This is a genomic window from Bordetella parapertussis (genome assembly GCF_020735925.1).
GTDB lineage: Bacteria > Pseudomonadota > Gammaproteobacteria > Burkholderiales > Burkholderiaceae_B > Bordetella > Bordetella pertussis.
In genome coordinates this window covers 2,551,653-2,575,711 of sequence record NZ_CP085971.1, presented here as the reverse complement: position 1 = coordinate 2,575,711, position 24,059 = coordinate 2,551,653, and the positions used below count along the sequence as shown (strand labels likewise).

24 protein-coding genes, 1 tRNA gene and 1 pseudogene are annotated in these 24,059 nt (G+C 67.7%); 14 read left to right on the top strand and 12 right to left on the bottom strand.

Annotated elements, in window-relative coordinates; translation table 11 throughout:
* Positions 1-9 precede the first annotated feature (9 nt).
* From LK409_RS12325 to LK409_RS12305, 5 genes are all read left to right on the top strand, one after another.
* A tRNA-Ile gene (locus LK409_RS12325) sits at positions 10-88 on the top strand.
* 142 nt (positions 89-230) lie between these two features.
* On the top strand, positions 231-533 hold the full coding sequence (locus LK409_RS12320) for a type II toxin-antitoxin system HigB family toxin (RefSeq protein ID WP_010928763.1): 303 nt from the start codon (positions 231-233) through the stop codon (positions 531-533).
* Positions 530-907 carry a helix-turn-helix domain-containing protein gene (locus LK409_RS12315; protein WP_003810732.1) on the top strand — a complete coding sequence of 126 codons (378 nt, stop codon included), beginning with the start codon at positions 530-532 and terminating at the stop codon, positions 905-907. The genes LK409_RS12320 and LK409_RS12315 overlap by 4 nt, the downstream gene beginning before the upstream one ends.
* Positions 908-1,243: 336 nt before the next feature.
* Entirely contained in the window at positions 1,244-1,651 is a 408-nt protein-coding gene (locus LK409_RS12310; protein WP_010928762.1) for a M15 family metallopeptidase, read from the top strand.
* A 233-nt stretch (positions 1,652-1,884) separates the two neighbouring features.
* Positions 1,885-2,202, top strand: a complete 318-nt coding sequence (locus LK409_RS12305; protein WP_010928761.1) for a hypothetical protein — start codon at positions 1,885-1,887, stop codon at positions 2,200-2,202.
* Between the two features lie 37 nt (positions 2,203-2,239).
* Here LK409_RS12305 and LK409_RS12300 read toward each other — a convergent pair whose 3' ends face one another.
* Positions 2,240-2,602 carry a RidA family protein gene (locus LK409_RS12300; protein WP_010928760.1) on the bottom strand — a complete coding sequence of 121 codons (363 nt, stop codon included), beginning with the start codon at positions 2,600-2,602 and terminating at the stop codon, positions 2,240-2,242.
* Between the two features lie 155 nt (positions 2,603-2,757).
* Here LK409_RS12300 and LK409_RS12295 point away from each other — a divergent pair, with 155 nt between their 5' ends.
* On the top strand, positions 2,758-3,981 hold the full coding sequence (locus tag LK409_RS12295) for an NAD(P)/FAD-dependent oxidoreductase (protein WP_226376562.1): 1,224 nt from the start codon (positions 2,758-2,760) through the stop codon (positions 3,979-3,981).
* Here LK409_RS12295 and LK409_RS12290 read toward each other — a convergent pair.
* The 6 genes from LK409_RS12290 to LK409_RS12265 form a co-directional block, all read right to left on the bottom strand.
* Positions 3,957-4,559 (bottom strand): TetR/AcrR family transcriptional regulator, encoded by a 603-nt coding sequence (locus LK409_RS12290; protein WP_010928758.1) that lies wholly within the window; start codon positions 4,557-4,559, stop codon positions 3,957-3,959. The two genes, LK409_RS12295 and LK409_RS12290, sit on opposite strands and share 25 nt — an antisense overlap.
* A gap of 238 nt (positions 4,560-4,797) precedes the next feature.
* Complete coding sequence (locus LK409_RS12285) at positions 4,798-5,499, bottom strand: ABC transporter ATP-binding protein (RefSeq protein ID WP_010928757.1); 702 nt, start codon at positions 5,497-5,499, stop codon at positions 4,798-4,800.
* Positions 5,493-6,275 (bottom strand): ABC transporter ATP-binding protein, encoded by a 783-nt coding sequence (locus LK409_RS12280; protein WP_003810746.1) that lies wholly within the window; start codon positions 6,273-6,275, stop codon positions 5,493-5,495. Before LK409_RS12280 ends, LK409_RS12285 begins: the two co-directional genes overlap by 7 nt.
* On the bottom strand, positions 6,272-7,228 hold the full coding sequence (locus tag LK409_RS12275; protein WP_010928756.1) for a branched-chain amino acid ABC transporter permease: 957 nt from the start codon (positions 7,226-7,228) through the stop codon (positions 6,272-6,274). Before LK409_RS12275 ends, LK409_RS12280 begins: the two co-directional genes overlap by 4 nt.
* A gap of 3 nt (positions 7,229-7,231) precedes the next feature.
* Positions 7,232-8,104 (bottom strand): branched-chain amino acid ABC transporter permease, encoded by an 873-nt coding sequence (locus tag LK409_RS12270; protein WP_003810750.1) that lies wholly within the window; start codon positions 8,102-8,104, stop codon positions 7,232-7,234.
* A gap of 77 nt (positions 8,105-8,181) precedes the next feature.
* Positions 8,182-9,321, bottom strand: coding sequence for an ABC transporter substrate-binding protein (locus LK409_RS12265; protein ID WP_010928755.1), 1,140 nt, complete (start codon positions 9,319-9,321; stop codon positions 8,182-8,184).
* Positions 9,322-9,681: 360 nt separating this feature from the next.
* Here LK409_RS12265 and LK409_RS12260 point away from each other — a divergent pair, with 360 nt between their 5' ends.
* The 6 genes from LK409_RS12260 to LK409_RS12235 are packed head-to-tail and all read left to right on the top strand — an operon-like array spanning position 9,682 to position 14,518.
* The gene (locus LK409_RS12260; RefSeq protein ID WP_033448208.1) at positions 9,682-10,938 is read left to right on the top strand and encodes an aromatic ring-hydroxylating oxygenase subunit alpha; all 1,257 of its coding nucleotides are present in this window, start codon (positions 9,682-9,684) and stop codon (positions 10,936-10,938) included.
* Positions 10,939-10,943: 5 nt separating this feature from the next.
* Positions 10,944-11,471: an aromatic-ring-hydroxylating dioxygenase subunit beta gene (locus LK409_RS12255; protein WP_003810756.1), complete on the top strand. Its 528-nt coding sequence runs from the start codon at positions 10,944-10,946 to the stop codon at positions 11,469-11,471.
* A 4-nt stretch (positions 11,472-11,475) separates the two neighbouring features.
* Positions 11,476-12,291, top strand: a complete 816-nt coding sequence (locus LK409_RS12250) for an enoyl-CoA hydratase/isomerase family protein (RefSeq protein ID WP_010928754.1) — start codon at positions 11,476-11,478, stop codon at positions 12,289-12,291.
* Positions 12,291-13,013: an SDR family NAD(P)-dependent oxidoreductase gene (locus LK409_RS12245; protein ID WP_010928753.1), complete on the top strand. Its 723-nt coding sequence runs from the start codon at positions 12,291-12,293 to the stop codon at positions 13,011-13,013. Before LK409_RS12250 ends, LK409_RS12245 begins: the two co-directional genes overlap by 1 nt.
* A 21-nt stretch (positions 13,014-13,034) precedes the next feature.
* Positions 13,035-13,349: a 2Fe-2S iron-sulfur cluster-binding protein gene (locus LK409_RS12240; protein ID WP_003810763.1), complete on the top strand. Its 315-nt coding sequence runs from the start codon at positions 13,035-13,037 to the stop codon at positions 13,347-13,349.
* 17 nt (positions 13,350-13,366) lie between these two features.
* Positions 13,367-14,518, top strand: a complete 1,152-nt coding sequence (locus LK409_RS12235; RefSeq protein WP_049788766.1) for a CaiB/BaiF CoA transferase family protein — start codon at positions 13,367-13,369, stop codon at positions 14,516-14,518.
* 30 nt (positions 14,519-14,548) lie between these two features.
* On the opposite strand, the pseudogene LK409_RS12230 reads toward LK409_RS12235, so the two are convergent.
* The 5 genes and pseudogenes from LK409_RS12230 to LK409_RS12210 all read right to left on the bottom strand — a co-directional run bounded on the left by LK409_RS12230 (position 14,549) and on the right by LK409_RS12210 (position 21,937).
* Positions 14,549-15,362: pseudogene (locus LK409_RS12230) on the bottom strand (alpha/beta hydrolase).
* Positions 15,359-16,678, bottom strand: coding sequence for a phenylacetate--CoA ligase family protein (locus tag LK409_RS12225; protein WP_003810767.1), 1,320 nt, complete (start codon positions 16,676-16,678; stop codon positions 15,359-15,361). The pseudogene LK409_RS12230 and the gene LK409_RS12225 overlap by 4 nt, the downstream one beginning before the upstream one ends.
* Before the next feature lie 72 nt (positions 16,679-16,750).
* Complete coding sequence (locus LK409_RS12220) at positions 16,751-17,947, bottom strand: acetyl-CoA acetyltransferase (RefSeq protein WP_010928752.1); 1,197 nt, start codon at positions 17,945-17,947, stop codon at positions 16,751-16,753.
* A gap of 10 nt (positions 17,948-17,957) precedes the next feature.
* Complete coding sequence (locus LK409_RS12215) at positions 17,958-19,328, bottom strand: 3-oxoacyl-[acyl-carrier-protein] synthase III C-terminal domain-containing protein (RefSeq protein WP_042145681.1); 1,371 nt, start codon at positions 19,326-19,328, stop codon at positions 17,958-17,960.
* A gap of 359 nt (positions 19,329-19,687) precedes the next feature.
* A complete protein-coding gene (locus LK409_RS12210) occupies positions 19,688-21,937 on the bottom strand; it encodes a hypothetical protein (protein ID WP_041937426.1) in 2,250 nt (749 codons plus the stop codon).
* 95 nt (positions 21,938-22,032) lie between these two features.
* Between LK409_RS12210 and LK409_RS12205 the strand changes: the two genes are divergently transcribed.
* Complete coding sequence (locus LK409_RS12205; protein ID WP_003810776.1) at positions 22,033-22,938, top strand: LysR family transcriptional regulator; 906 nt, start codon at positions 22,033-22,035, stop codon at positions 22,936-22,938.
* Between the two features lie 137 nt (positions 22,939-23,075).
* The gene (locus LK409_RS12200) at positions 23,076-24,041 is read left to right on the top strand and encodes a Bug family tripartite tricarboxylate transporter substrate binding protein (RefSeq protein WP_010928750.1); all 966 of its coding nucleotides are present in this window, start codon (positions 23,076-23,078) and stop codon (positions 24,039-24,041) included.
* The last annotated feature ends 18 nt before the right edge of the window (positions 24,042-24,059 follow it).

The following is a 24,059-nucleotide window of genomic DNA, read 5'->3' as shown; positions in this document are numbered from 1 at the left end:
ACATTTCCTGGGCCTCTAGCTCATGCCTGGTTAGAGCAGCGGACTCATAATCCGTTGGTGCCGAGTTCGACTCTCGGGGGGCCTACCAAAGAAATCCTGAGAAATCAGGTACCTACAGCCGCCAGCAATGGCGGCTGTTTTCTTTTTCGCGTCCGTCCGGCTCGGTCCCTGGACGCCGGAAACCGGAAGTGGCTTGCGATAGTCCCAAATTGGGACTATGAATTCAATTCATGCGAGTCATAGCCCTTAGCACCCTCCGCCAGTTCTGGGAAAAGCACCCGGCGGCTGAGCAGCCCCTCAAGGCTTGGGTGGACGAGGCGAGCAGGGCCCGATGGGCCCCGCCCGCGGACCTCAAGGCCCAATACCGGAGCGCCAGCGTTCTCAAGAACCGGCGCGTGGTATTCAAGATCAAGGGCAATGACTACCGTCTGATTGTCGCTGTCGCCTTCAAGCTGGGCATCGTCTACGTGAAATTCGTCGGCACCCATGTGGAGTACGACAGGGTCGATGCCGAGACAGTCGAAATGGAGTGAACATGGAAATCCGCCCCGTACGCACCGAGGCCGATTACAAGTCGGCTTTGAAGGAAATTTCTCGGCTCATGGAGTCGGACCCTGAGCTGGGTACGCCCGATGGCGATCGGCTGGACGTGCTGGCCACGCTGGTGCAGGCCTATGAGGCGCGGCATTACCCGATCGACCTGCCGGATCCGGTCGAGGCGATCAAGTTCCGCATGGAGCAAGGTGGCCTGACTCCCAAGGACCTGGAGCCCATGATCGGGAAGCGCAACCGGGTCTACGAGGTCTTGAACCGCAAGCGCGGTCTTACCCTGCCCATGATCTGGCGCTTGCACACCGAACTGGGCATCCCGGCTGAAAGTTTGATCCGGCCGCCGGCGCACGCCTAGTCAGGCTCGCGTGGTGCCCTGGATTCTGCCGCAGGTGCAAGTCCTTCCGCAGCCGCCAGCAATGGCGGCTGTTTTCTTTTCCGGCGCCTGCGCGGCCCGAGAGTCTTGATTCTTGCTGATTGCCGCCCGCGGTTCTGATGGAACGCGAGCGTTGCCTGTTCCACTAATCGGGCGCGGATGACGGCACGGGCCATCGGGCACGCGCCGCCGTCCGGGTAGCCCGGCATCCCGCCGGTATCCAGAACGGTTCGAGGGCATATCGATGCCAGCGTTGATGTTTTTGCATGGCTGTGCCCTACGGCATGGCCCAGGCGTGCCGCAAGGAGGGCGTTGACCATGGGGTTTCAGCTTTCCGCGCGCGATCGCCAGCGCCTGGCCGGGGTGTACCCGGACCTGGCGGCCGTGGTGGAGGCGGCGGCCGGTGCATACAACGGGCGGTTCACCGTCCTGGAGGGCGCGCGCTCGGCGCAGCGTCAGTCCAGGCTGCTTGCTCAAGGCGTCAGCCAGACGCTGCGCAGTCTGTACATACCCCAGCCGGACGGTTGGGCCCATGCCGTGGATCTGGCGCCGCTGGTGGAGGGAACGATTTCCTGGGAGGACTGGGCGTCGTTCAAGCGGTTAGCGGAGGTGATGAAGGAGAGCGCGGCCAGGCTGGAGATACCGCTGGGATGGGGCGGCGACTGGACGACGCTCAAGGATGGGCCGCATTTCCAGCTGCCGCGCGGTTGGCGCGGGAAAGCGTGAGCGCGTTGTTCAGGTTGGTCGCGCCGTATCTGATCGGCGCTGGCGCACGCCGCGGCCTGGACCGTGCCCGGTCAATTGCCATTTGTTCCGTCCGTGGTATCGGGGTAGCCGCCATGTGGCGGCGGATTTGCAAGGACTCTTGTAGCGGGTCGGTCTGGATACTGCTTTCGGCGGAGTTACCGTTTGTGCCGTTCTTGCTAGTCTGCTCCTTCGCACGACCAAGGAGGGTGGCAATGAAAACATTCCGGTATGCAGTCGGCCTGGCGGGCCTGCTGGTCGCCAGCCACGCGATGGCTCAGTATGGCGTCTGGACGAAGAAAAGCGCCAACGGATCATGGGTGGCACCGCGGACGGGCTTTACTTCGCTCGTCCTGTCTCAAGCCGAAATCAATGCGTTTCGCGAGTGCGTGCTGCCTGGCAGGTCGGGGGGCGATAACAGCGCGACCAAGATCGTGGAAACCGCCACGGGCAAGGAAGTGAAGCTGCTCGATTGCGAAGCGATGCGCGCCGAGCGCAAGGCCGAGCAGGACAGGTTGAATGCAAAGAAGTAGCTCAGTCCAGCATGGCTTCGGCCTCGATCTCGATCAGTCATTCGGGTAGCGACAGGCCGCTGACGATGATCCAGGAGGAGGGCGGCGGGTTGTCCGGAAAGCGGCGGCGCAGCGCGTCGGCGACGACTTCCTGATCGCCGCGCGCGTCTTCGCAGATGTAGATGCGCAGCATGATGATGTGCCGCATCGCGGCGCCGGCGGCCGCCAGCACGCGTTCGATGTTGTCCAGCGCGGCGTCGGTCTGCTCGTTCAGGCCGGGGCCCACGGTGCGTTCCTGGGCGTCGACGCCGACCTGGCCGGACAGCATGATGCGGCGCTGCCCTGTGACGATCAGCCCCTGGCTGAAGCCGTATTGCAGGGAGTCGAAGACGGTGTCGGGGTTGAGGGCGGTTCTGGGCATGCCGGCTCCTGTCTGTGCCTAGGGATGTGAGGGCATTCTATTGCGTCCCGGCGTAGCGGCCGGGCGGGCGACGCAACGCGGATATTGCAATCCGGCATGGCGTTCTTATAATAATCAGATTGGTCGATTAATTAATTACGGGAAACGCTATGGCCATGGACAGTATCGCAATCATTGGCGCCGGACAGGCGGGCGCGGCGTTGGCGGCCCGCCTGCGCCAGGCCGGTTTCCAGGGCGGAATCGACGTTTTTGGCGCCGAGAGCGCGCCGCCTTACCAGCGGCCGCCCCTGTCCAAGAAATACCTGGCGGGCGACTGGGAGCAGGAGCGTTTGTGGCTGCGTCCGGCGCAGTTCTGGCGCGAGCAGGGCATTGCGCTGCACCTGGGCGGCACGGTCGAGGCGCTGGACCTGGCGTCGCGCACGCTGCGCTGCGGCGGCCGGCGCCATGGCTGGCGCAAGCTGGCGTTGACCACGGGCGCCGCGCCGCGCCCTTTGCCGGCGGCGTTCGCGGGCCGCAGCAATGTGTTCGAGCTGCGCAATCTGGCCGACGTGCAGCGCTTGCAGCCGGCGTTCCTGGCCGGGCGCAGGCTGCTGGTGCTGGGGGGCGGCTATATCGGGCTGGAAACGGCCGCGGTCGCCGCGCAGGCGGGGTTGTCGGTGCAGGTGGTGGAGCGCGCGTCCCGGGTTCTGGAGCGGGTGGCGTGCCCGGCCACGGCCGCGGCCATCCGCGCCCTGCACCAGCGCCACGGGGTGCTCATCCATGAGGGGCGCACGGTGGCGGGTACCGAAGGCGACGAGGCTCTAACCGGCGTGGAGCTGGACAATGGGCTGCGTATTGCCTGCGACCTGGTGGTGGCCGGGGTGGGGGTGGCGCCGCAAACGGCGCTGGCCGAGGCGGCCGGGATCGATTGCGACGACGGGATCCTGGTCGATGCGTACGGACGTACCTCGGCGCCGGATGTCTGGGCGGCGGGGGATTGCGCGCGGTTCGTGCTGGGCGGCGAGCCGGCGCGGCTCGAGAGCGTGCAGAACGCCATCGACCAGGCCGAGGCGGTGGCCGACGATATGCTGGGGCAGGGGCGGCCGTATCAGCCCGTCCCGTGGTTCTGGTCGGATCAATACGACATGAAGCTGCAGATCGTCGGGCTGAACCGCGGCTACGACGCGGTGGTCAGCCATGCGTCGGCCAAGGGCGAGTCGCATTGGTACTTCCGCGCCGACCGCTTGATTTCGGTCGATGCGCTCAATGACGGGCGGGCGTATATGGTCGGCAAGAAGCTGCTGGAAGCCGGGCGCGCGGTCGGCCGTGGCGAGGTCGAGCGGCCCGGCTTCGAGCCGATGCAGTTGCTGCGCGATCAGGCCGAGAGCAGGTTGAGGTAGCCGTCCAGGAACAGTTGCACGGTGCGCTCGGCGAGCGCATCGGGCGAGACGCTGCCATCGGCCTTGTACCAGGTGTAGGTCCAGTTGATCATGCCGAAGAACAGCATGGTGTCGACGTGGGCCAGGGTGCGGTTGGCGGCCATGTCGGGGCGCAGTTGCAGAAGCGCGTCGCGCACATAGGCGATCAGTTCGCGCTGCTTGGCGATCAGCGCCTTGCGCTGGTCTTCGGGCAGGGCGTCCAGGCAGGTCAGCATCACGACGTGCCGGTCGCGCGAGGTGGCGTAGATCTCGAGAAACAGCTTTACGATCTGGAGAAAGCGCGTCTTCGGTTCGTTCGAGCCGTACAGGACCTGGCGGCAGCGTTCCAGCAGGGAGTCGACGTGCGTGGTGAGCATGTCGCGCAATACCGCTTCCTTGCTGTCGAAGTAATGGTACAGGCGCGATTTCGAGCACTCGCAGGCCCGGGCGATATCGCCAATGGATGTTTCCGAGTAGCCTTGGCGCGCAAACATTGCCGCCGCGCGCTCGATGATGGTGTCGCGGATATTCTCGTAATCCGCAGATCTCGTACGGGCCAAAACACCTCCGATGACGCGAGTGCCGCGATGGCTGTTCGTCGTGCCGCTGTTCGTCGTACACTCGCCGCCTGCAGTGGGCGGTGCCTGGCATAGGCAGGACGCGCCCGCTTAAGACGCTGCCCGATGCCAAGCAACGACAGCGCGTGAACTCATGACTGAGGCAACCTCTAATTGTAGGGCCACATGGCCTCGGGGGCAATGCGCGGGCCGGCCCGCGCCGCAGGGTTCACCGCATGGTTCATATCCCCAGGTAGGCGGCGCGTATGCGCGGGTCGGCGATCAAGGCGCTGGCCGCGCCTTGCATGGTGATGTTGCCGGTTTCCATGACGTAGCCTCGGTCGGCGATCTGCAGCGCGCCGTAGGCATTCTGTTCGATCAGCAGCACGGTGACGCCGAGCGCCTTCAGTCCGCGGATGACGTCGAAGATCTGCTGCACGATGATCGGCGCCAGGCCCATCGAGGGCTCGTCCAGCAGCAGGCAGGACGGCCTGCCCATCAGGGCGCGCGCCATCGCCAGCATCTGCTGCTGCCCGCTCGACAGGCCGCCTGCGGCCAGATGGCGTTTTTCGCGCAGGATGGGGAACATCTGGAAGGCGTCGTCCATGTCGCGTTCGACCCGGTCGTCGGCGTACAGGTAGGCGCCCAGCCGCAGGTTTTCCTCGACGCTGAGGTTGGTGAAGATCTGCCGGCCTTCGGGCGAGTGCGCCAGCCCGCGCGCCAGGCGGCGATGGGCGGGCACGGCGGCCAGGGCCTCGCCGCGAAAGGTAATGGCGCCGGCCGAGACGGGCTGCACGCCGGACAGGCAGCGCAGCAAGGTGGTCTTGCCCGCGCCATTGGCGCCGACGACGGTGACGATCTCGCCGCTGTCGACCTGCAGGTCGATGCCGTGCAGCACTTCGATGCGCCCGTAGCACGAGCGTAGTCCTTGCACGGTCAGCATGGGCGGTCTCCCGGCTGGCTGTCGGTGCCCAGGTAGGCGGCGATGACCGCCGGGTCGCGGCTGATGGCGTCCGGCGGGCCTTCGGCGATTTTCTCGCCGTGATCGAGCACGACGATGTGGCTGGAAATGCGCATGACCATTTTCATATCGTGTTCGACCAGCAGGATGGCGACGCCCGTGGCGGCGACCTCGGCGATCAGGTGGTCGATTTCCTCGGTTTCGACCGCATTGCAGCCGGCGGCCGGTTCGTCCAGCAGCAGCACCTTGGGCTGCAGGGCCAGCGCGCGGGCGATCTCCAGCCGCTTGAGCGAGCCGTAGGAGAGGCTGGCGGCCTCGCGTTCGGCCGCGCGTTCCAGGCCCACGCGCTGCAGGAGCGCGCGGGCGCCTTCTTCGGCGCGCCGGGCGCGGGCCTGCGAGGCGCGCAGGTTGAAGAGGTCGGACAGCAGCGCGCCTTGCTCCTGCAGGTGAAAGCCCGCGATGGCGTTCTCCAGCACGGTCATGTTCTGGAAGATCTGCAGGTTCTGGAAGGTGCGCGACATGCCGCGCCGCGCCAGGCGGAACGGCGCCATGCCGGTGACGTCGTCGCGGTCCAGCACGACGCGGCCGGCGCCGGGCCGGTAGATGCCCGAGATCATGTTGAACAGGGTGGTCTTGCCCGCGCCGTTGGGCCCGATGACGGACACGATCTCGCCCGGCTCGACGCTGAACGCGACGTCGTGCACGGCGCGCAGGCCGCCAAAGGTAATGCCCAGGCCGTGGATTTCCAGCAGGCTCATTTTTTCCTTCCTCGTATCGTGCGCATGATGGACGGAACCAGGCCTTCGGGCAGGAAGATCATGACCAGCATCATGGTCAGGCCCAGGATGAGGGGTTCGTAGTCGGCGAACACCGTCAGCACCTGCGGAAGCAGGGTCAGCAGGCTCGCGCCGAAGATTGCGCCGGCGACCGAGCCGACGCCGCCCAGCACCGCCATGGTCACCATTTCGATCGAGTGCATGAAGCCCGCGATGTCCGGCGTGATGAAGCGGTTCTGCAGCGCTAGCAGCGAGCCCGAGACCGAGGCGTACACGGCCGAGACGACAAACGCCTTGAGCTTGGCGCCCGCCACGTCGATGCCGACGGTGCCGGCGGCGATCTCCGAACCGTGCAGCGCGCGCAGCGCCCGCCCTGTCGGGCTGTGGTAGAGGTTGAGCGCGAGCCAGGCGCCGATCACCAGCGCGATGCCCGTCATGGCGTACCAGAACTGGCCATTGGACAGGTCCAGGCTCCAGCCCTTCAACAGGCTGCGCAGACCGGGGTCGGGCACGGCGATGCCGTCCGGCCCTTTGGTGAGCTGGCGTTCATTGTTCAGCACCATGGCCACCAGGATGCCGAAGCCCAGCGAGGCCACGCCCAGGTAGTAGCCCTTCAGGCGCAGGATGGGGCGGCCGACCAGCCACGCCAGCGCGCCCGAGACGGCCGCGCCCAGCACGACCGACAGCGCCGAGGGCAGCCCGAGGTGCACGGGCGCCAGCGCGCAGGCATAGCCGCCGATGCCGGCGAATCCCGCGTGTCCCAGGCTGATCTGGCCGGCGTAGCCGGTCAGGATGACGATGCCGGTGACCGCCAGCGCGTTGACGAAAATTGTCGAGCCCACGCGGAAGTAATAGCCGGAGGGGAAGAACAGCGGGGCGATGGCGATCAGCGCGGCCAGGACGATCAGCGTCCAGTGTTTCGATGATATCCGCATGGCTTATACGCGATCCGTGGACTTGTGTCCGAACAGTCCCTGCGGCATGAAGAACAGCACCGCGAGAATGGTGAGGAAGGCCGCCGCGTCCTTGTACTGCGACGACAGGTAGCCGGCGGTCAGGGATTCCAGCAGGCCGAGCAGAATGCCGCCGGCCAGCGCGCCCTTGGGGCTGCCCATGCCGCCCAGCATGGCGGCGGCAAAGCCCTTGAGCGCCAGGGTCAGGCCCACGTCGTACGAAGTCAGCGTGATCGGCGTGATCAGCACGCCGGCCAGGGCGCCGATGGCCGCCGACAGCGCGAACGACAGGGTCATGATGAATCGGGTGTTGATCCCGACCAGGCGGGCCGCCAGGCGGTTGTTCGAGGTGGCCAGCACCGCGCGGCCTATCAGTGTCCTGGTGAAGAACAGCCACAGGACGATGAATACCGCCACCGCGCCGCCGATCATCCACAGGCTTTGCGACAGGATGGTGGCGCCCAGCACGTGTATCGGGTCGTCGCCCGAGAACGCGGGCAGGCTGTGGATCTGCTTGCCGAACAGGCTTTGCACCGCGCCCCGGATGAAGATCGAGGCGCCGATGGTGATGATGATGAGCGAGACGACGGGGGCGCCGCGCGCCGGCTCGATCGCCAGGCGGTTCAGCGCCACGCCTGTCGCGGCGGTCACGGCGATGGCGAGCAGCGCGGCCAGCGGCAGCGCCAGGCCCGCGCCGTGCGCGAAGACAGTGATCATGCCGCCCAGCATGACGAACTCGCCCTGGGCAAAGTTCACCACGCCGGTCGCGTTGAAGATGATCGCGAACCCGAGGGCGACGAGCGCGTAGACCGCGCCCACTGTCACTCCCGAGAAAATGAACTGCATGAATTCCGACATGGGCACTCCGGCGTTTGTCTGGACTGGGATGGCGGGCCCGTGCTCGGTGCGCCGGCGACGGGCCGCCGTTCAGGCGCTCAGTCGACGACTTTCCACTTGCCGCCGCGGATCTCGAGCACGCGGAAGGCCGAGAGGTCCAGGCCCAGGTGATCGGTCGGCGAGAAGGTGTAGACGCCGGTGGTGCCGGCCAGCTTGCTGGTTTTCTCGATCGCGTCGCGGATCGCGGTGGGCTTGGTCGAGTCGGCGCGGTTCAGCGCATCGACCAGGATCAGGAAGGCGTCGTGCGCATAGCCGCCGAACGTGCCCACGGGGGCGCCGGTCTTGGCTTCGAAGGCCTTCTTGTAGGCGATGGACGGCGCGGCCTGGGGATCGCTGGCGGGCAGCAGGTCCGCCACCAGCAGCGCGGTTCCCGGCAGGCGGAAGCCTTCGACGACGTCGGCGCCGGCCAGGTCGATATAGCCCTGCGATGCGACGCCGTGCGAGGCGTAGAACGGCAGGCTCATGCCGAGCTGGCGGTAGTTGCGCGCCAGCACCGCCGCGCTTTGGCCGAACCCCGGGTTCAGGACTGCCTGCACGCCGGGGATGCCCCGGATCTTGGTCAGCTGCGCCGTCATGTCGGCGTCCTTGGGCTCGTAGGTTTCGCTGTCCACCAGTTCGATGCCGTACTGGCCGGCCACGGCCTTGCACTGCGCCTGCATGGAAGCGCCGAAGCCGTCCGTGGAGCCGATCAGCGCCACCTTGGTCCAGCCGTTCTTGCGCATGTCGGCAAACACCTTCTGGCATGCCATGCGGTCGGTATGCGGCGTCTTGAAGGTATAGGGCTTGACCGGGTCGATGATGTCGATGGCGCCGGCCAGCGAGATGAACGGCACCTTGGCGTCTTCGGCGACCGACAGGATGGACATCGAGGTGCCGGTGGTGGTGCCGCCGATGATGGCCTGCACTTCGTCGTCCTCGACCAGCCGGGTGGCGAAGGTGCGCGCCTTGTTGGCGTCGCCGCCGTCGTCGTACAGCACCAGCTTGATCTGCTCGCCCTTGATGCCGCCGCGCGCGTTCAGTTCCTGCACGAGCAGTTCCAGGGTGCGGGCTTCGGGGTCGCCCAGGATGCCGGCCGGGCCGGTGGCCGAGACCGAGGCGCCGAGCCGGATCTCGGCCGCGGCGGGCAGGGCGCAGCCCAGTGCGAGCAAGCCCGCGACGATTGCCTTGCTTGTGTTCATGACTCCTCCTGTATGGCGGCTCGATATGTGGTGTGAGCCTATTATTGAACAACCGTTCGTGTAATTTATCAGGGCTTGAGAGGCTTGGCTATAGTCGGTTCCGCGCTTTTCCGACATGTTGCGGGTAGTCTGGTGTTTTGTAAAAACACTTATAAATCAAATATATATGTTTTCTTTTAAGGTGTTTTTAAGAAATCTCCCTAATGGTTTCCCCTGATTCGATTCCCGGAAGTTGTTGTAAAAACCGAATGGTCGATTGGTTATAAAAATCTGTACTTGACATGCCATCGCCTCCTCATTTATAAATCGAACGACCATTCGGATTATTAAATAATTCACAAACCATCGGAGGTGAGGGCGATGTCTTCCATCAGGAACGAGATCGACTACCGGGCGCTGATCGAGCCCACGCGGATCAATAGCCGCCTGTACGTCGATCCGGAGATCTTCCAGGAGGAGCTGGACAAGATCTGGCACAGGACCTGGGTATACGTGGGTCACGTCAGCGAAGTGCCCAACAAGAACGACTACGTGACCAAGAGCATCGGCACGACGCCGGTGCTGTTGCTGCGGGACCGCGACGGCGAGATCCGCCTGTTGCTGAACAAGTGTCCGCACCGGGGCAACCAGCTGTGCGCCTACAAGGAAGGCAACCGCAGCACCTTCACGTGCCCGTACCACTCGTGGACCTTCTCGAACACCGGCGACCTGATGGGGTACGCGCTGGCCGACGGCTACGAGGGCGCCTCCAAGGCTGGCGTCGGGCTCGGCAAGGTGGCGAGGATAGGCATCTATCGCGGCTTCGTGTTCGGATCGTTCGCCGAAACCGGTCCGAGCCTGGACGAGCACCTGGGCGGGGCCAAGGCCGCCATCGACCAGTTGTGCGACAACTCGCCCAACGGCGAGCTGGACCTGCGCGCCGGGTTCCTGCAGCACCGGGCCAAGGCCAACTGGAAGTTCATGCTGGAGAACGAGACCGACGGCTACCACCCCGGCTTCGTGCATGGTTCCATCTTCCAGGTCACCAACAGTCCGATCGCCAATCTCTACGGCAAGGATTCGACCGCGCTGACGCGCGACTACGGCAACGGCCATACCGAGTTCGATCTGCGGCCGGAGTGGCGGCGCATCGACAAGCCGCTGTACTGGTTCGGCTCGTCGGTCGAGCGGATGGCGGACTACGCCGTCGCGATGGACCAGGCCTACGGCGCCGAGCGGGCGCGCCAGATCATGATCGACGGCTCGCCGCACACGATGATCTTCCCCAATCTGTTCATCGCGGAGATCCAGATCTTCGTGCTGCAGCCGGTATCGGTGGAGGAAACCATCCAGCACGTGACGGCGGTGCAGTTCAAGGACGCGCCCGACATCAACCGCCGGCTGCGCCAGCAGACCATGGGTTCGGTCGGGCCGGCCGGCCTGCTGCTGGCCGACGATACGGAGATGTACGAGCGCAACCACCGCGGCGCGAAGATCCGCGACCCCGAATGGCTGATGCTGACCCGCGGCCTGCATCGCGAGCGCAAGGACGAGAACGGCTACACCGTCGGGCATTCGACCGACGAGGTCCCGCAGCGCGGGATCTGGCGCCACTATTTCAAGCTGATGCAGGAGTAATCCGGATGACCGCACGCCCCGAAACCCGTCCGGCCGCTGACGATCTGCAGGCGCTGGACGAACTGACGCTGCACCATCGGGTGTCGCAGTTTCTCTATCACGAGGCCCGGCTGCAGGACACGCACGACTACCAGGGCTGGGAGTCGCTCTGGGAGGATGACGCCATCTACTGGATTCCGGCCAATGGCGACGATATCGATCCCGAGCAGAAGATGTCGGTGATCTACGACAACCGGTCGCGCATCCGTGTCCGCATCGAACAGTTGCTGACCGGCCGCCGCCATACGCAGACGCCGCGCTCGGCGCTGGCGCGCCTGATTTCCAACATCGAGATCGTCGATGTCGCGGGGCAGGAAGTGACGGCGCTGGCCAATGTGCTGATCTACGAGGACAACCTGCGCGGCGAAACGCATTGGGCCGCCCGCAACGAGTACCGGCTCCGGCTGGTCGATGGCGCCTTCCGCCTGGTGCGCAAGAAGATTGCCCTGGTCAATGGCGCCAAACCGATTTTCACCCTGTCCTTCCTGGTATGAGGAGATGACGATGACGACTGCAAACCCCGAGACCTGGATTGGCGAGGGTCCTGTGCTGCTGGACTATGCGGACCATGTGGCCCGCATCACGTTGAACCGGCCCGATGCGGCCAACGGCATGAATATCGAATTCATGAAGGCGTTGCACGAAGCGGTGATGCGCTGCCACCGCGAGCCCGATGTGCGCGTGGTGCTGTTGCGCGGCGCGGGCAAGCATTTCTGCGCCGGCGGCGATGTGCGCGAGTTCGCCAGCAAGGGCGAGGGCCTGGGCGACTTCCTGCGCGAAGTGACCGCCTGGCTGCAAATGGCCATCGGCGCGCTGATCAGGCTGGACGCCGTCGTGGTGGCGCAGGTGCAGGGCTACGCGGCCGGCGGCGGCCTGGGCCTGGTATGCGCGGCCGACATCGTCGTCGCCGCGCAGGGCGCCAGGTTCCTGGCCGGCGCCACGCGCGTGGGCATGGCGCCGGACGCGGGCAGCTCGGTCATCCTGCCGCATCTGATCGGTTTTCGCCGCGCCATGGAAATGATGCTGTCGAACCGCACGGTGGGCGCCGACGAGGCGCTCGAGATGGGCCTGGTCAACCAGGTGGTCGCCGACGCCGAGCTGGACGAGAGCGCGGCCCGCCTGGCCGCGACCTACGCCGCCGGAGCGCCGCTGGCGCAGGCGGCGACCAAGCGCCTGTTGTGGAACACGCTGCAGGTCGAACGGGCGCTGCCCGAGGAGGCCCGTACCGTATCGACCCTGTCGGCCACGGCCGACAGCCGGGAAGGGCTGGCGGCGGTGATCGGGAAGCGCCAGCCGGTTTTCCGGAGGCACTGATGCCGCGGCACGCGCTCGTTACCGGCGGCGCCAACGGCATCGGCGCGGCCACCGTCGCGCAGCTATGCCGCGACGGCCTGCGCGTCACGTTCTGCGACCGCGACGCGCAGGCGGGCGCCAGCGTGGCCCAGGCCACCGGCGCCCGCTTTGTCGCGCTCGACGCCACGGACGCCGAGGCGGTGGCCGGATTCTGCGCCGGCGCCGCGCCGTTCGACATCCTGGTCAACAACGTCGGCGCCGACCAGCACGCGTTCTTTTCCCGGACGACCCCGCAGGACTGGCGCGCGCTGCTGGCCGTCAACCTGGAGAGCGCGTTCGCCTTCACGCTGGGCGTGTTGCCCGGCATGCAGGCGGCGCGCTTCGGCCGCATCGTCAATGTGTCGTCCGAGGCGGGCCGCCTGGGTTCGCGCGGCGGGGCGGTCTACGCCGCCGCCAAGGCGGGCCTGCTCGGATTCACCCGCTCGATTGCGCGCGAGAACGCGCGCTACGGCGTAACCGCCAATGCCGTGCTGCCCGGGCCGGTCGACACGCCGATGCTGGCGCGCGCCGTCGACGTCGCGGGCGCGCAGATGCGCGTCGACCTGGAGGCGTTGACGCTGCTGCGCCGCCTGGGCCGGCCCGAGGAAGTCGCCGCGGCGATTGCGTTTTTATGCTCCGAAGCCGCCGGCTTCATCACCGGCGAGGCGCTGGGCGTCTCCGGCGGGATGGGCTGCGGCGCTTGATACACGACGGGAACGCCTCGTATGACAACGATTATTTTCATCGCCTCCAATGAGGCTCGCCACGTCGTCCAGGCGGACGACGGATTGAGCCTGATGGAGTGCGCCCGGCGCGCCAATGTGCCGGGCATCGCGGCCGAGTGCGGCGGCGCGTGCACCTGCGCCACCTGCCATGTGCATGTGGGACAGGAGTGGATGCAGGCCGTGGGCGAACCCGGCGACATGGAGCGCGACATGCTGGACTTCGCCAACGATGTCCGCGCCGAGTCGCGTCTTTCCTGCCAGATTACGGTCGCGCCGGCGCTGGAAGGGCTGACCGTCAGGGTCGCGCCGCAGTGATGGCGCAAGGAGAGGGCATGGCGCCTGCCTTGCAGGGTTTGCGCATCATCGAAATGGTGGGACTGGGGCCGGCGCCGTTCGCGGCCATGATGCTGGCCGATCACGGGGCCGACGTGGTGCGCGTCCATGCGGCGCACAGGAAGGGGGACTTCCCCTTGCTGGACAGCCGCTTCGACGTGCTGGCGCGCGGCCGCCGCTCGCTGGCGCTGGATCTGCGCGCGCCCGGCGCCAGCGATCTGCTGCTGGAACTGGTCGGCGCCGCCGATGGGCTGATCGAAGGTTTCCGGCCCGGCGTGATGGAGCGCATGGGCCTGGCGCCCGAGGCATGCCTGCGGCGCCAGCCGCGGCTGGTGTACGGGCGCATGACGGGCTGGGGCCAGCAGGGACCGCTGGCCCGCCAGGCCGGACATGATCTGAACTACCTGGGCCTGACCGGGGCGCTGCACGCCATCGGGCCGTCCGACCGTCCGCCGCCGGTGCCGCTGAACTACGTGGCGGATTTCGGCGGCGGCGGCATGCTGCTGGCGTTCGGCATGCTGGCCGCCTTGCTGGCGGTGCGTGGCGGGGCGCCGGGCCAGGTCGTCGACGCCGCCATGGTGGATGGGGCGGGCCTGCTGGCTTCGATGTTCTGGGGCTTTCGCGCCGGCGGCGGCTGGTCCGACCGGCGCGAGGGCAACCTGCTGGACGGCGGCGCCTATTTCTACGCCACCTATGCCTGCGCCGACGGGCGCTTTCTGGCCGTGGCCTGCGTCGAACGGCGCTTTCATGATCTGCTGGTCGAACGGCTGGGCCTGGACCCGGCCGTGTATACCCACGATCGCGACCCTGCCCAATGGCCGGCCTTGCGCGCGCGGCTGGCGGCGCTGTTCGCCACCCGGCCGCGCGACCATTGGGCGGCGCTGTTCGAGGACAGCGACGCCTGCGTGACGCCCGTCCTGGATTGGCGCGAAGCCGCCCATCATCCGCATGCGGCGGCCCGCGCGGGCTATATCGACGTCGAGGGGGTGACGCAGCCGGCGCCGGCGCCGCGCCTGAGCGCCACGCCGGCGCGCCAGCCCGCCGCCGCGCCCGCAGTGGGCGCGCATTCGGTCGAGGTGCTGCACGAATGGGGCCTGGCGCCCGAGCGCGTGGCCAGCGCGCTGGACAGCGGGCTGATCGTCCAGGCATGAGGGGCGGCGCGCCTTGCGCGCCGCCTGGCGCTAGTCTTGCCGCAGATGGCGGCCCAGCGCGTCGATCGACTCCCGCGCTTCGGCCAGCGCTTCGTAGATCTGGAAGTGATGGCACATGCCGGGAAAGACCTGCAGTTGCACCTGCCCGCCGGCGGCGCGCACGCGTGCGGCCAGCGTATGCGAGTCGTCCAGCGTGATGTCGTGCGCGCCGGCGTGCACGACGATGGGCGGCAAGCCTGACAGATCGTCCCAGAGCGGCGAGGCCGGCGGCGCATCCGGCGGCGGGCCGAGGCGTCCCAGATAGCTGCGCGCCATCGCGCGCAGCTGTGCCGGCTTGGAGAAAATGTCCTGTTCGGCCAGCTCCACGTAGCTGCGGCCTTGCATGGACAGATCGAGCCAGGGGGAGAGCAGCACGAGGGAGCGCGGCAGCGGCAGGCCGGCATCGCGCGCGCTGCGCGGTCTGCAACGCCAGGGCGCCGCCCGCGGAGTCGCCGATGATGGCCGCTGGCGCGCCGCCGTTGGCCAGCAGCCACTGGTAGGCCGCGAAGGCGTCGTCGATCGCCGCCGGATAGCGATGTTCGGGCGCGAGCCGGTACTCGACGGCCAGGATGCGGGCCTGGCCGGCCTCGGTCAGCCGGGCGATCAGGCTGGCGTGCGAGGCGATGCCGCCAATCTGGAAACCGCCGCCATGGCAGTACAGCGCGCGCCGCGCACCCTGGCCGATCCAGGCGCCGGCCAGCGCCGGCGCCAGGGGTTGGGGCCGGGGGCGGGCCATCGCCGCGCCGCGCGGCCCCACCTCGGCCAGGCGGGCGCGGATGGCGGCCAGCGGATCGCGCGCGGTCATGCTTCGGGACGATGCAGTACGCGCACGGCCTTGGCTTCGTAGCGCGGCAGCGTGCCTTCGGGATGGCATTCGACGCAGACCTTCATGCCCAGGCGCGCGTGGATTTCCCGGCCCACTTCATGGCTGAGCTGTTCGGCCGGACGGCCGGCCTGGGCGGACGCCTCGATCGCCACGGTCATGGTGCCGATGGTCATGCATTCCTTGTCGATATAGATCTGCCAGGCTTCCTTGACCACGCCGGCGACGCCGGTGATGACGTCCTCGATCTGCGACGGGAAAACGATCACGCCCTTGAACTTGATCATGTCGTCGGAGCGCCCGATGATGCGTCCGATCTTGCGCATGCCGCGCCGTCCCGACGGGCAGTCGTAGGGGTGCGACGACAGCCTGACCAGGTCATGCGTGCGCCAGCGGATCACGGGCGAGGCTTCCTTGGTCAGGGTGGTGATGACGATCTCGCCCACTTCCCCTTCTGAGACCGGCTTGAGCGTGACCGGATCCAGGATCTCGGTCAGCACCGTGTCTTCATTGATGAGATGCAGTTCGTCGTCGGCGTGCGTGTACGGCGTCGAGATGGCCAGGATCGGGCCGCCCGCCTCGGTGGTGCCGTAGATGTTGTGCGACACGAATCCTTCGGGCATTTCCGCTTCCAGCTGGGCGCGGAATTCGGCCGAGACCGACTGGCCGCCCAGGATGGCTGTGCGCAGCGCCCAGTCGGTCTTGGGGTTGATGCCCTGGGCGCGCGCGGCCTGCGCCAGGCTCATCAGCCACAGCGGCGACATCGAGGCCACTTCGTAGGCATGGTCGCGCATCCAGCGCGCCGCCAGGTCGCCGCGGCCCGGGCCCAGCGGGAAGTTGACGCAGTCCATTTCCTTGAAGCCCTGGTCCAGCGCCAGACCGCCGATCCACAGGCCGTAGCCGTAGCCCTGGTAGGCGCGCGCGCCGCGGCGCACGCCCGCCGCGGCCAGCAGGCGCGCGGTCTGGCTGGGCAGTAGCTCGTGCAGGTCGCGCCGCGTCAGGCCGAACATCACCGGCAGGCCGGTGGTGCCCGAGGTGGCGACGAACCGCTCCACGTCTTCGAGGGGAACGGTCAGGAACGGGTAGGGATACTGCTGGCGCAGGTCGGCCTTCTGCAGGAAGGGCAGGTGTTCGAAGGCGTCCGGCGAGGCAAGGTCGCCGGGCGTCATGCCGACGCTGGCGAAATGCTCGCGCCATTGCGGGCTGTGCTGCAGGCGCTGGCCCAATCGCGCCAGCCGCTCGCGCTGGATCTTGAGGATGCCGTCTCGGTCCAGCAGTTCTATCTCAGGGTGAAGCATCTCAGTCTCCTCCTGTGGGCAGGATGGTGTTGATAATTGTGCGCGGCCCCCGCGGGCCGGCGCGGCCCGGTGTCAGGCCGCGCCGAGTATTGTGATCGAACACACGTTCTGCGCGGGCGCGCCGCCCAGATTGTGGGTCAGGGCCAGCGAGGGCGCGGGCAGCTGGCGCGCGCCGGCGCGGCCGCTCAGTTGCAGCCAGGCCTCGTAGAGCATGCGCAGCCCCGAGGCCCCCACGGGATGGCCGAAGCATTTCAGGCCGCCGTCTATCTGGCAGGGCAGCGCCCCGTCGGCGTCGAAGCGGCCGTCGAGCATGCCGCGCCAGGCCGTGCCGGGCTCGGCCAGGCCAATGTCTTCCAGCGTCACCAGTTCGGTGATCGAGAAGCAGTCGTGCAATTCGGTCAGGCTGAGCTGCGCGCGCGGATCGTCGATGCCCGCTTCGGCGTACGCCTTGCGCGCCGCCACGCGGGTGGTGTGCACGTACGAGCCGTCCCAGTCCGATTGCTGCAGCTCCCAGCCGTTGGACGTGGCCAGCTGGATGGCCTTGACCAGGACCAGCGGGCCGCGGTTCAGGCTGCGGGCGATCTCGGGGGTGGTGACGATGGCGCAGGCGGCGCCGTCCGACACCGGACAGCAATCGAACAGTCCGATGGGGTCGGCCACCAGCGGCGCGCCGGCGGCCTGTTCGCGGCTGATGGCCTTGCGCAGGTGCGCCTTGGGATTGTGCAAGGCGTTGGCATGGCTTTTCACCGAGGTATGGGCCATGGCCGCCTTGAGGTCTTCGCGGGAGACGCCGTGGCGGGCCTGGTAGGCGCGCGCCAGCTGCGCGAAGTTGCCCGGGTTGCTGTGCGTGGGCAGGTACATGGGCGCCAGCGTGCCGCGCGAGGCCAGCGGCAGGCCGGCGAAGCCGGTGTCTTTCAGCTTTTCCACCCCGAGCGCCAGCGCGATGTCCGCGGCGCCGGAGGCGACCGCGTAGACGGCGCCGCGAAATGCCTCGGTGCCGCCGGCGCAGAAGTTCTCCACGCGCGTCACGCCGATGTCGGGCAGGCGCAGGGCCATGGCCATGGGCGTGCCGGCCTTGCCCGCGCCGATGTCGTCATAATGCGACGAGTACCAGGCCGCCTCGATGGCGCGCGGCTCGATGCCGACGCTGGCGAGCGCCTCGGCGTAGGCCTCGACCATCAATTCTTCCTGGCCCACGTCCCAGCGTTCGCCGAAACGGGAACAGCCCATCGCCAGAATGGCGACGCGATCCTTGATTCCTGTAGCCATCAGTCTGTCCTCAATCGGCCGTCGGCGCGGCCAGCGCTTTCCAGAAATAGCGGCGGTAGCCGGTTTGCGGGTCGAGATCCTTGATGCGCAAGGCGAACGCCACGGCCGCGCCGGCCTCGAGCTGGCTGGCTTGCGGGTCGGTGAACTCCATCAGCACCCGCCCGCCGCCATCGATGTCGACCAGCCCGTAGCAATTCGGCGGGCATGGCGAAAATGCCAGCAGGTCGGCGGTGAAGGTGGCGATGCGTCCGCCCCGGTCCGCCAGCGGCCAGGGTTCCTGGGTATCGAGATGGAAGCCGCCCGTGGCGGCCAGGCGCGTGGGCGGGAACTGGACCTGGCCCGTTTCGCGGCAGCGTCCCGCTACGAAGCCGAGCAAGGCATCGGCGTTGCGCCAGGCCGTGCTCAAGGCTTCGTTGACCAGGAAACGGCCGCGCAGGCCGCGGTCCCAGGCGATGCGGCCGCGAAAGGCCAGCAGCTTCATGTAGTTGTCCTCGGCCAGCCCGCCCTGCAGGGCGGGCGAGACCGGCGCGGCCAGGCCGGCCACGGCCTCGTCGGCCTCGAACAGCAGCGCGGTCGCGCCCTGGCCGAACTGGGCGACCAGCACCTTCTGGCCGGGGGCGGCATCTTCGAGCGCGCGGCCCAGCATGACGAAGGCATGCGCCGCGCCGGTGTCGCCGCAGTTCTCGGCCAGGGCGCTGGCCAGGCGCGCCTGGCCCAGGCCGGCCTTGGCGGCGACGGCCGCCGCCACGCCGGGCACCGGGCACGGCAGTACGAAATGGTCGACCTGTTCGGGCCGCAGCGACGCCGCCTGCAGCGCACGGCCGATGGCGTCATGGACCAGCTCCAGGTAGCCGGCTTCGCGCAGCCAGCGCTCCTCCCATTCCTGCGGGTAGTCGTGGCCGGCGGCGCGGTAGCGGTCGGTGAACGGCGCGCTCAGGCTGGCGCCGCCCAGGTAGCGCAACAGCCCCGGTTCGTCGCCGGTCAGCACCGCGGCGCCGCCATCGCCGGCGCGCGCCTCGGCCGTGCTGCCCGGCAGCGCCGTGGGCAGGTCCGCCGCCGCGACCAGGGTCCGCGTGCCGCTCTCCAGGGCCATGTGCAAGGCAAGCAGGCCGGCGCGCGGCGTGCCGTGGACATCCTGGGTCAGGGTGGTCGCCGGCAGGCGCAAGGCGGCGCGCACGAAGGCCGCGTTCTGCGGTTCGGCGAACGGCGGCGTGGTGCTGGCGAACTGCAAGGCGTCGATGGCGGGGGCGGCCTGGCGGGCCAGGGCATGGCGCGCCGCGGCCACGGCCATGGTGACGCTGTCTTCGTCCCAGTAGGCCAGGGTGCGGCTGCCCTTGCCGGCGCCGGCGCCGCCGCTCAGCCAGCCCAGCGCGTTTGCCATGGCCCTGCGGGACAGGCGCAGCCGCGGGAGATGGACCCCGATAGCCAGAATGTTGGACACGCGATTGTCTCCTGCGTCGGCGCAGCCGGGCGCGAGGGCGGCCTGGCAGCACATCTATTTAAATAATAGTCAGAATGACCGGTCAATTAATAATACAGGAAACGGAATCGGGAAGAAAGAAATTTGAATGAGGGGTGTCGGGCCCGGATCCGGCGCGTGCGGCGGCCGGCGGGCGCGCCGATGGCCGCCTGGAAATCCCGTGCCGGCCAGGCGCGGAAACGATGCCGTGGCGCCGCGCCGGTCGGCGCGGATGCGCGGCAATGCCGCGGCCGCCGGGGCGGCGGCCGGGCGGGGCGGCGTTACGCCTTTCGTTCTATATAGATCGGGCTGGAGTAGATGAAGAACCCGTCCTCCGTCGTGGCGCGCAGGTACAGGGCGTTGTCCTGTTCCGTATGCAAGGGGACCTGCACGCGCGCCTTCAGGTGGCAGGCGGGGTTCTCGTCCGGCAGGCGGAACACTTGCAGGCGCCGGCGTATGCCGCCGTTCTCGAAGACCAGCGGCTCCAGGCCGATGTCGGCCACCGGGATGCGCGCCTGGATCAGGTCGGTGTCGATGCACAGCGTGCCGCGCCCGGCGTCTTCGAGCATCACGTCCACGCCGCTGAAGCCGCCCGTGGTCAGCGACTGCCAGCACAGGTGGTTGGGCTGCGGCTGTTGCAGCGTCTTGTCGAGGTTCCAGAAATTGATGGGCTTGGGGTCGACAAAGGCGTTGTCTTGCAGCGTGGCGCTGCCGTCCCATACGGTCTGCCGGCCGCGGCCGCGGTACTCCGAGCCTTCCCAGACGATGCGGATGCGGCGGCCCAGGTCGGCTGGCTTGAAGGGACGCAGGGTCTGGACCACGTCCATGCGGTTGCGCACTTCCACCGATTCGATCGGCGCCTCGGTGGCGAGGTCGAATTCGAACTCGACCATGTCGGTGTCGCAGGCGAGGATGGCGCCCATGTCCGCGCTGCGCACCTGCGTGCTCGCGGCATCGGGGGCGAGCCTGGGATCTTCGGCGTAGCGGCGCGCCGGCGCATCGAAGTGCGCCGCCACGTCCAGGTAGGCGCGGCAGCCGGTGGTGGCGTAGTGGCGGCGCTGGCGCAGGCACTCGGCCAGCGATTGGCGGCTCAGCGTGTCGGCGATCAGGCAGCTCAGTCCGCCGTAGGCGCCGAACAGCGAGGCGCCGGGATGGCTGGCGCCGTGGCGTCCCTTGTGGCCGTCGCTGTTGGCGAGGATGCCGACACGGTAGCCCTGCTTGAAGGCGTCCTCGAGCAGCCATTCGAACGTGCCCCAGTCGGAGTGGATTTCGATGGAACGTTCGATGCGCGGGTCGTGCGACAGCGTGATGTCGGCGTAGCGGCCGCCGATGTGCGCGAAGACGACGGCGTCCTCGTCCTTGATGGCCTGGAACAGCGCATCGGCGCTGTTGGCGTCGGAGTCCAGGTCGGACAGGTCGTCCACCAGGGCGTGGGACGAACGGTGCAGCGGACGGCCTTCGTGCAGGTACAGCACGTTGCGGTCACCGCCCAGGCCGGTATTGCCCGACCATTCGTAGCCGGGGAAGATCACGAAGCGGCTGGGCTCGTCGTAGCGGGCGGTCAGGGTGTTCAGGTGCTCCCAGAATTCCTGGGTGATCTGGAAATCGTTGCCCTGGTGGCTCATCGCGTCCAGGAAGGCGCGGTCGCGCGCGAACAGGATGAGCTCCTCGGCGGAGTTGGTGCCGATGGTCTCTTCCGACTGGCCGTGCAGGTCGGCCCAGTAGTGGTTGCGCGCCGCCTGCGCGGCGACGCGGCACGGGTTGCTGCGCGCCACGACCCGGTCGCCGTGCAGGACTTCCAGGCGCAGGTCGCCGGTCTCGGCGGCGACGATGCCTTCGATCGCGTGGGCATAGGCGCCGGCGGCCATCTCGAAGGACTCGGGCATCCGCGCCATGCGCAGGTTGCTGCGCAGGGTGTAGCGGCCCTGCGCCTGGTCGGAAGGGTTGCCCCATTTGTCCTCGCCCTTGAAGCCCAGGCGCAGCGGCTGGCCGGCCAGCGACAGGCTGGGCAGCACGGCCTTGTACCGGACAGGGGGGCCGGCCACCACGGAGATCGTCGGCGAGGCCTCGATCTCGACATAGTTGTACGTGGCGAAAGCGTCCACCAGCACCTTGAATTCGAAGGTCGGCTCGTGGAAGGTCTGCACGCGCATGCCGGGCGAGCCTTGGCGGGTGTCGCCGAAGCGCACGATGATCTGTTCGCCTTCCTCGAGATAGCCGCGCACGACGCGGATGAACAGGGTCTTGTCCCACGGGCGGATATTGCGCTTGCCGTCGTACTCGACGTGCAGCACCGCGCCATTGCCGGCTTCGACGGTGGTGTAGTTCCAGCCCTGCGGATCGGTGAACTGCGGCTTGCCCATGTCGCTGGCGAAGCGGTGCACGATCTTGATCGAGCCGGTGTCGTCGATGCCGAAGTAGCCGGCGGTGTAGGTGAGGGTGAAGCTGGCGAAGCTGCCCGCCTCGAAGGCGCCGGTGGGATCTATGGTGGCGGAGTCCATGAGGTGGCGGGCGTAGTCGGAGTGCGGCATGGCGGTCTCGGTGTGCAGGAGGGGTTTTTGCCATGCTATGGAGGCCACGCCCATATTGCTATAGTATTCGAGCTATTCCTGCATGATGCGACGTTATGATGGATGCTATCGAATCGGTTTCCCTGCGTCAGTTGCGCGCCCTGGTCTCCATCGGGGATACGGCCAGCTTCACCGGCGCGGCCGAGCAGCTCGGCATGTCGCAGCCGTCCGTCAGCCATCTCATCCGGCGCCTCGAGGCCGAGGTGGGGCAAACGCTGGTGGTGCGCGGCCGCGAGGTGACGCTGACGCGCCAGGGCCAGGCATTGGCCGACATCGCGCGCCGGGCGATCCTCTCCATCGACGGCGCGGTGCGCGAATCGCGCGACCAGTCGGCGCTCAAGTCCGGCTCGGTCAGCGTCGCCGTCGGCCACGTCAGCGCCGCCACCCTGCTGCCGCGCATCCTGGTGGCCTTCAATCAGCGGCACCCCAATATCGAATTGATCGTGGTCGATTGCGTGGTCGAACAGATCCGCAACAAGCTGCTGTCCCACGAGGCCGACGTCGGCCTGGGCGCCGTGGTCGGCAGCGACGATTCGCGCCTGTCGACCGAGCTGCTGTGGGACGGCGGGGTGTCGCTGTTCATGCGCGACGACCATTATCTGGCTGACCGCGAAGCGATCGACGCGGCGATACTGGCCGAGCTGCCCTGCATCCAGCTCAACCCCAACGCGCCGCCCTGGCTGGTGATCAGCCGCCTGCTGGTGGCCAACGGCATCCACCCGCGCGTGGACCAGCGCGTCGTGCTGGTGTCGACCGCGGTGGGCATGATCCAGGCGGGCATGGGCGTGGCCATGTTGCCGCATGCGGCGGCGGCGCAGGCGCCGCGCGGCGTGCGGGCAGTGCCGATCCGCAATCCGTTCCTGAGTTGGCCGATTTCGCTGGTGCGGCTGTCGAACCATCCGCTTTCCCCGGCGGCGCAGGCCTTTGCCGCGATCGCGCGTGACGTGCTGCGCCGGTTTTGACGCAGCCGGGCCATTACATGACGACATGACGCTATAGCGCTTCACGCCTATTTCACGCACAGACCTTCGGATAACCTGCCTTGCAGGCGTGCCACCCGACACGGCGATGGCGCCCGACGACAAACAAGGGGAAGTGCATGAAGAACGTGTTATGGATGGCGCTGCTGGCCAGCGTCCTGTCTGAAGGCGCGCTGGCCGCGGAGTTTCCCACCCACCCGGTGACGCTGGTCGTGCCGCTGGCGGCGGGCAGTACGGCCGATATCCTGGCGCGGGCCATACAGCCGGGCCTGAGCAAGGCGCTGGGCCAGACCGTGGTGGTGGAAAACCGTCCGGGCGCGGGCGGCCAGCTCGCCATGAGCTATGTCGCCAAGCAGGCCGCCGATGGCTATACCATCGTCATGGGGTCCAATGGCACATGGGCGATCAACCTGGGCCTGTACGAGAAGCTGCCTTATCGGCCGGTCGAGGATTTCGCCCCGGTCGCGTATCTGGCGGGCGGCTCGAACATCCTGATCGTCAAGCCGAGCAGCCCGTACACCTCGGTCGCCGCGCTGATTGCCGCGATGAAGGCGGCGCCCGGGAAACTGACGTATTCCTCGGGCGGCAACGGCACCACCCATCACCTGTCCTCGGAATTGCTGAAGTCCCTGACGAATACGCAGGCCATGCACATCCCGTATGGCGGCGCGCCCCAGGGGGTCAGCGCGGTCATGGCGGGCGAAACCGACTTCGGGTTCTACAACACGCCCAGCGTGTCCAGCCTGGTCAAGGAGCGCAAGCTGCGCGCGCTGGCGGCGACCGGAACGATACGCACGCCGATGCTGCCGGAGGTCCCGACCATGATGGAGGCGGGGGTGGCCGGCTATGTGATGTCGGTGGATTTCGGCCTGCTGGCGCCAGCGGGCACGCCGGATGACGTCGTTCTCAAGCTGAACCGGGCCGCCAACGCCGCCATGGCGCAGCCGAAGCTGCAAGAGACCCTGAAGAACTATGGATTCGAGGTCTTCGAACAGGGCACGCCCGGCGATATGGCAAAGCGGGTCAACGCGGATATCGACAAATGGGTGCCCATCGTCAGGCAGGCGAAAGCCAAGGTCGACTAGCCGCCCGGCGCGGCTTTC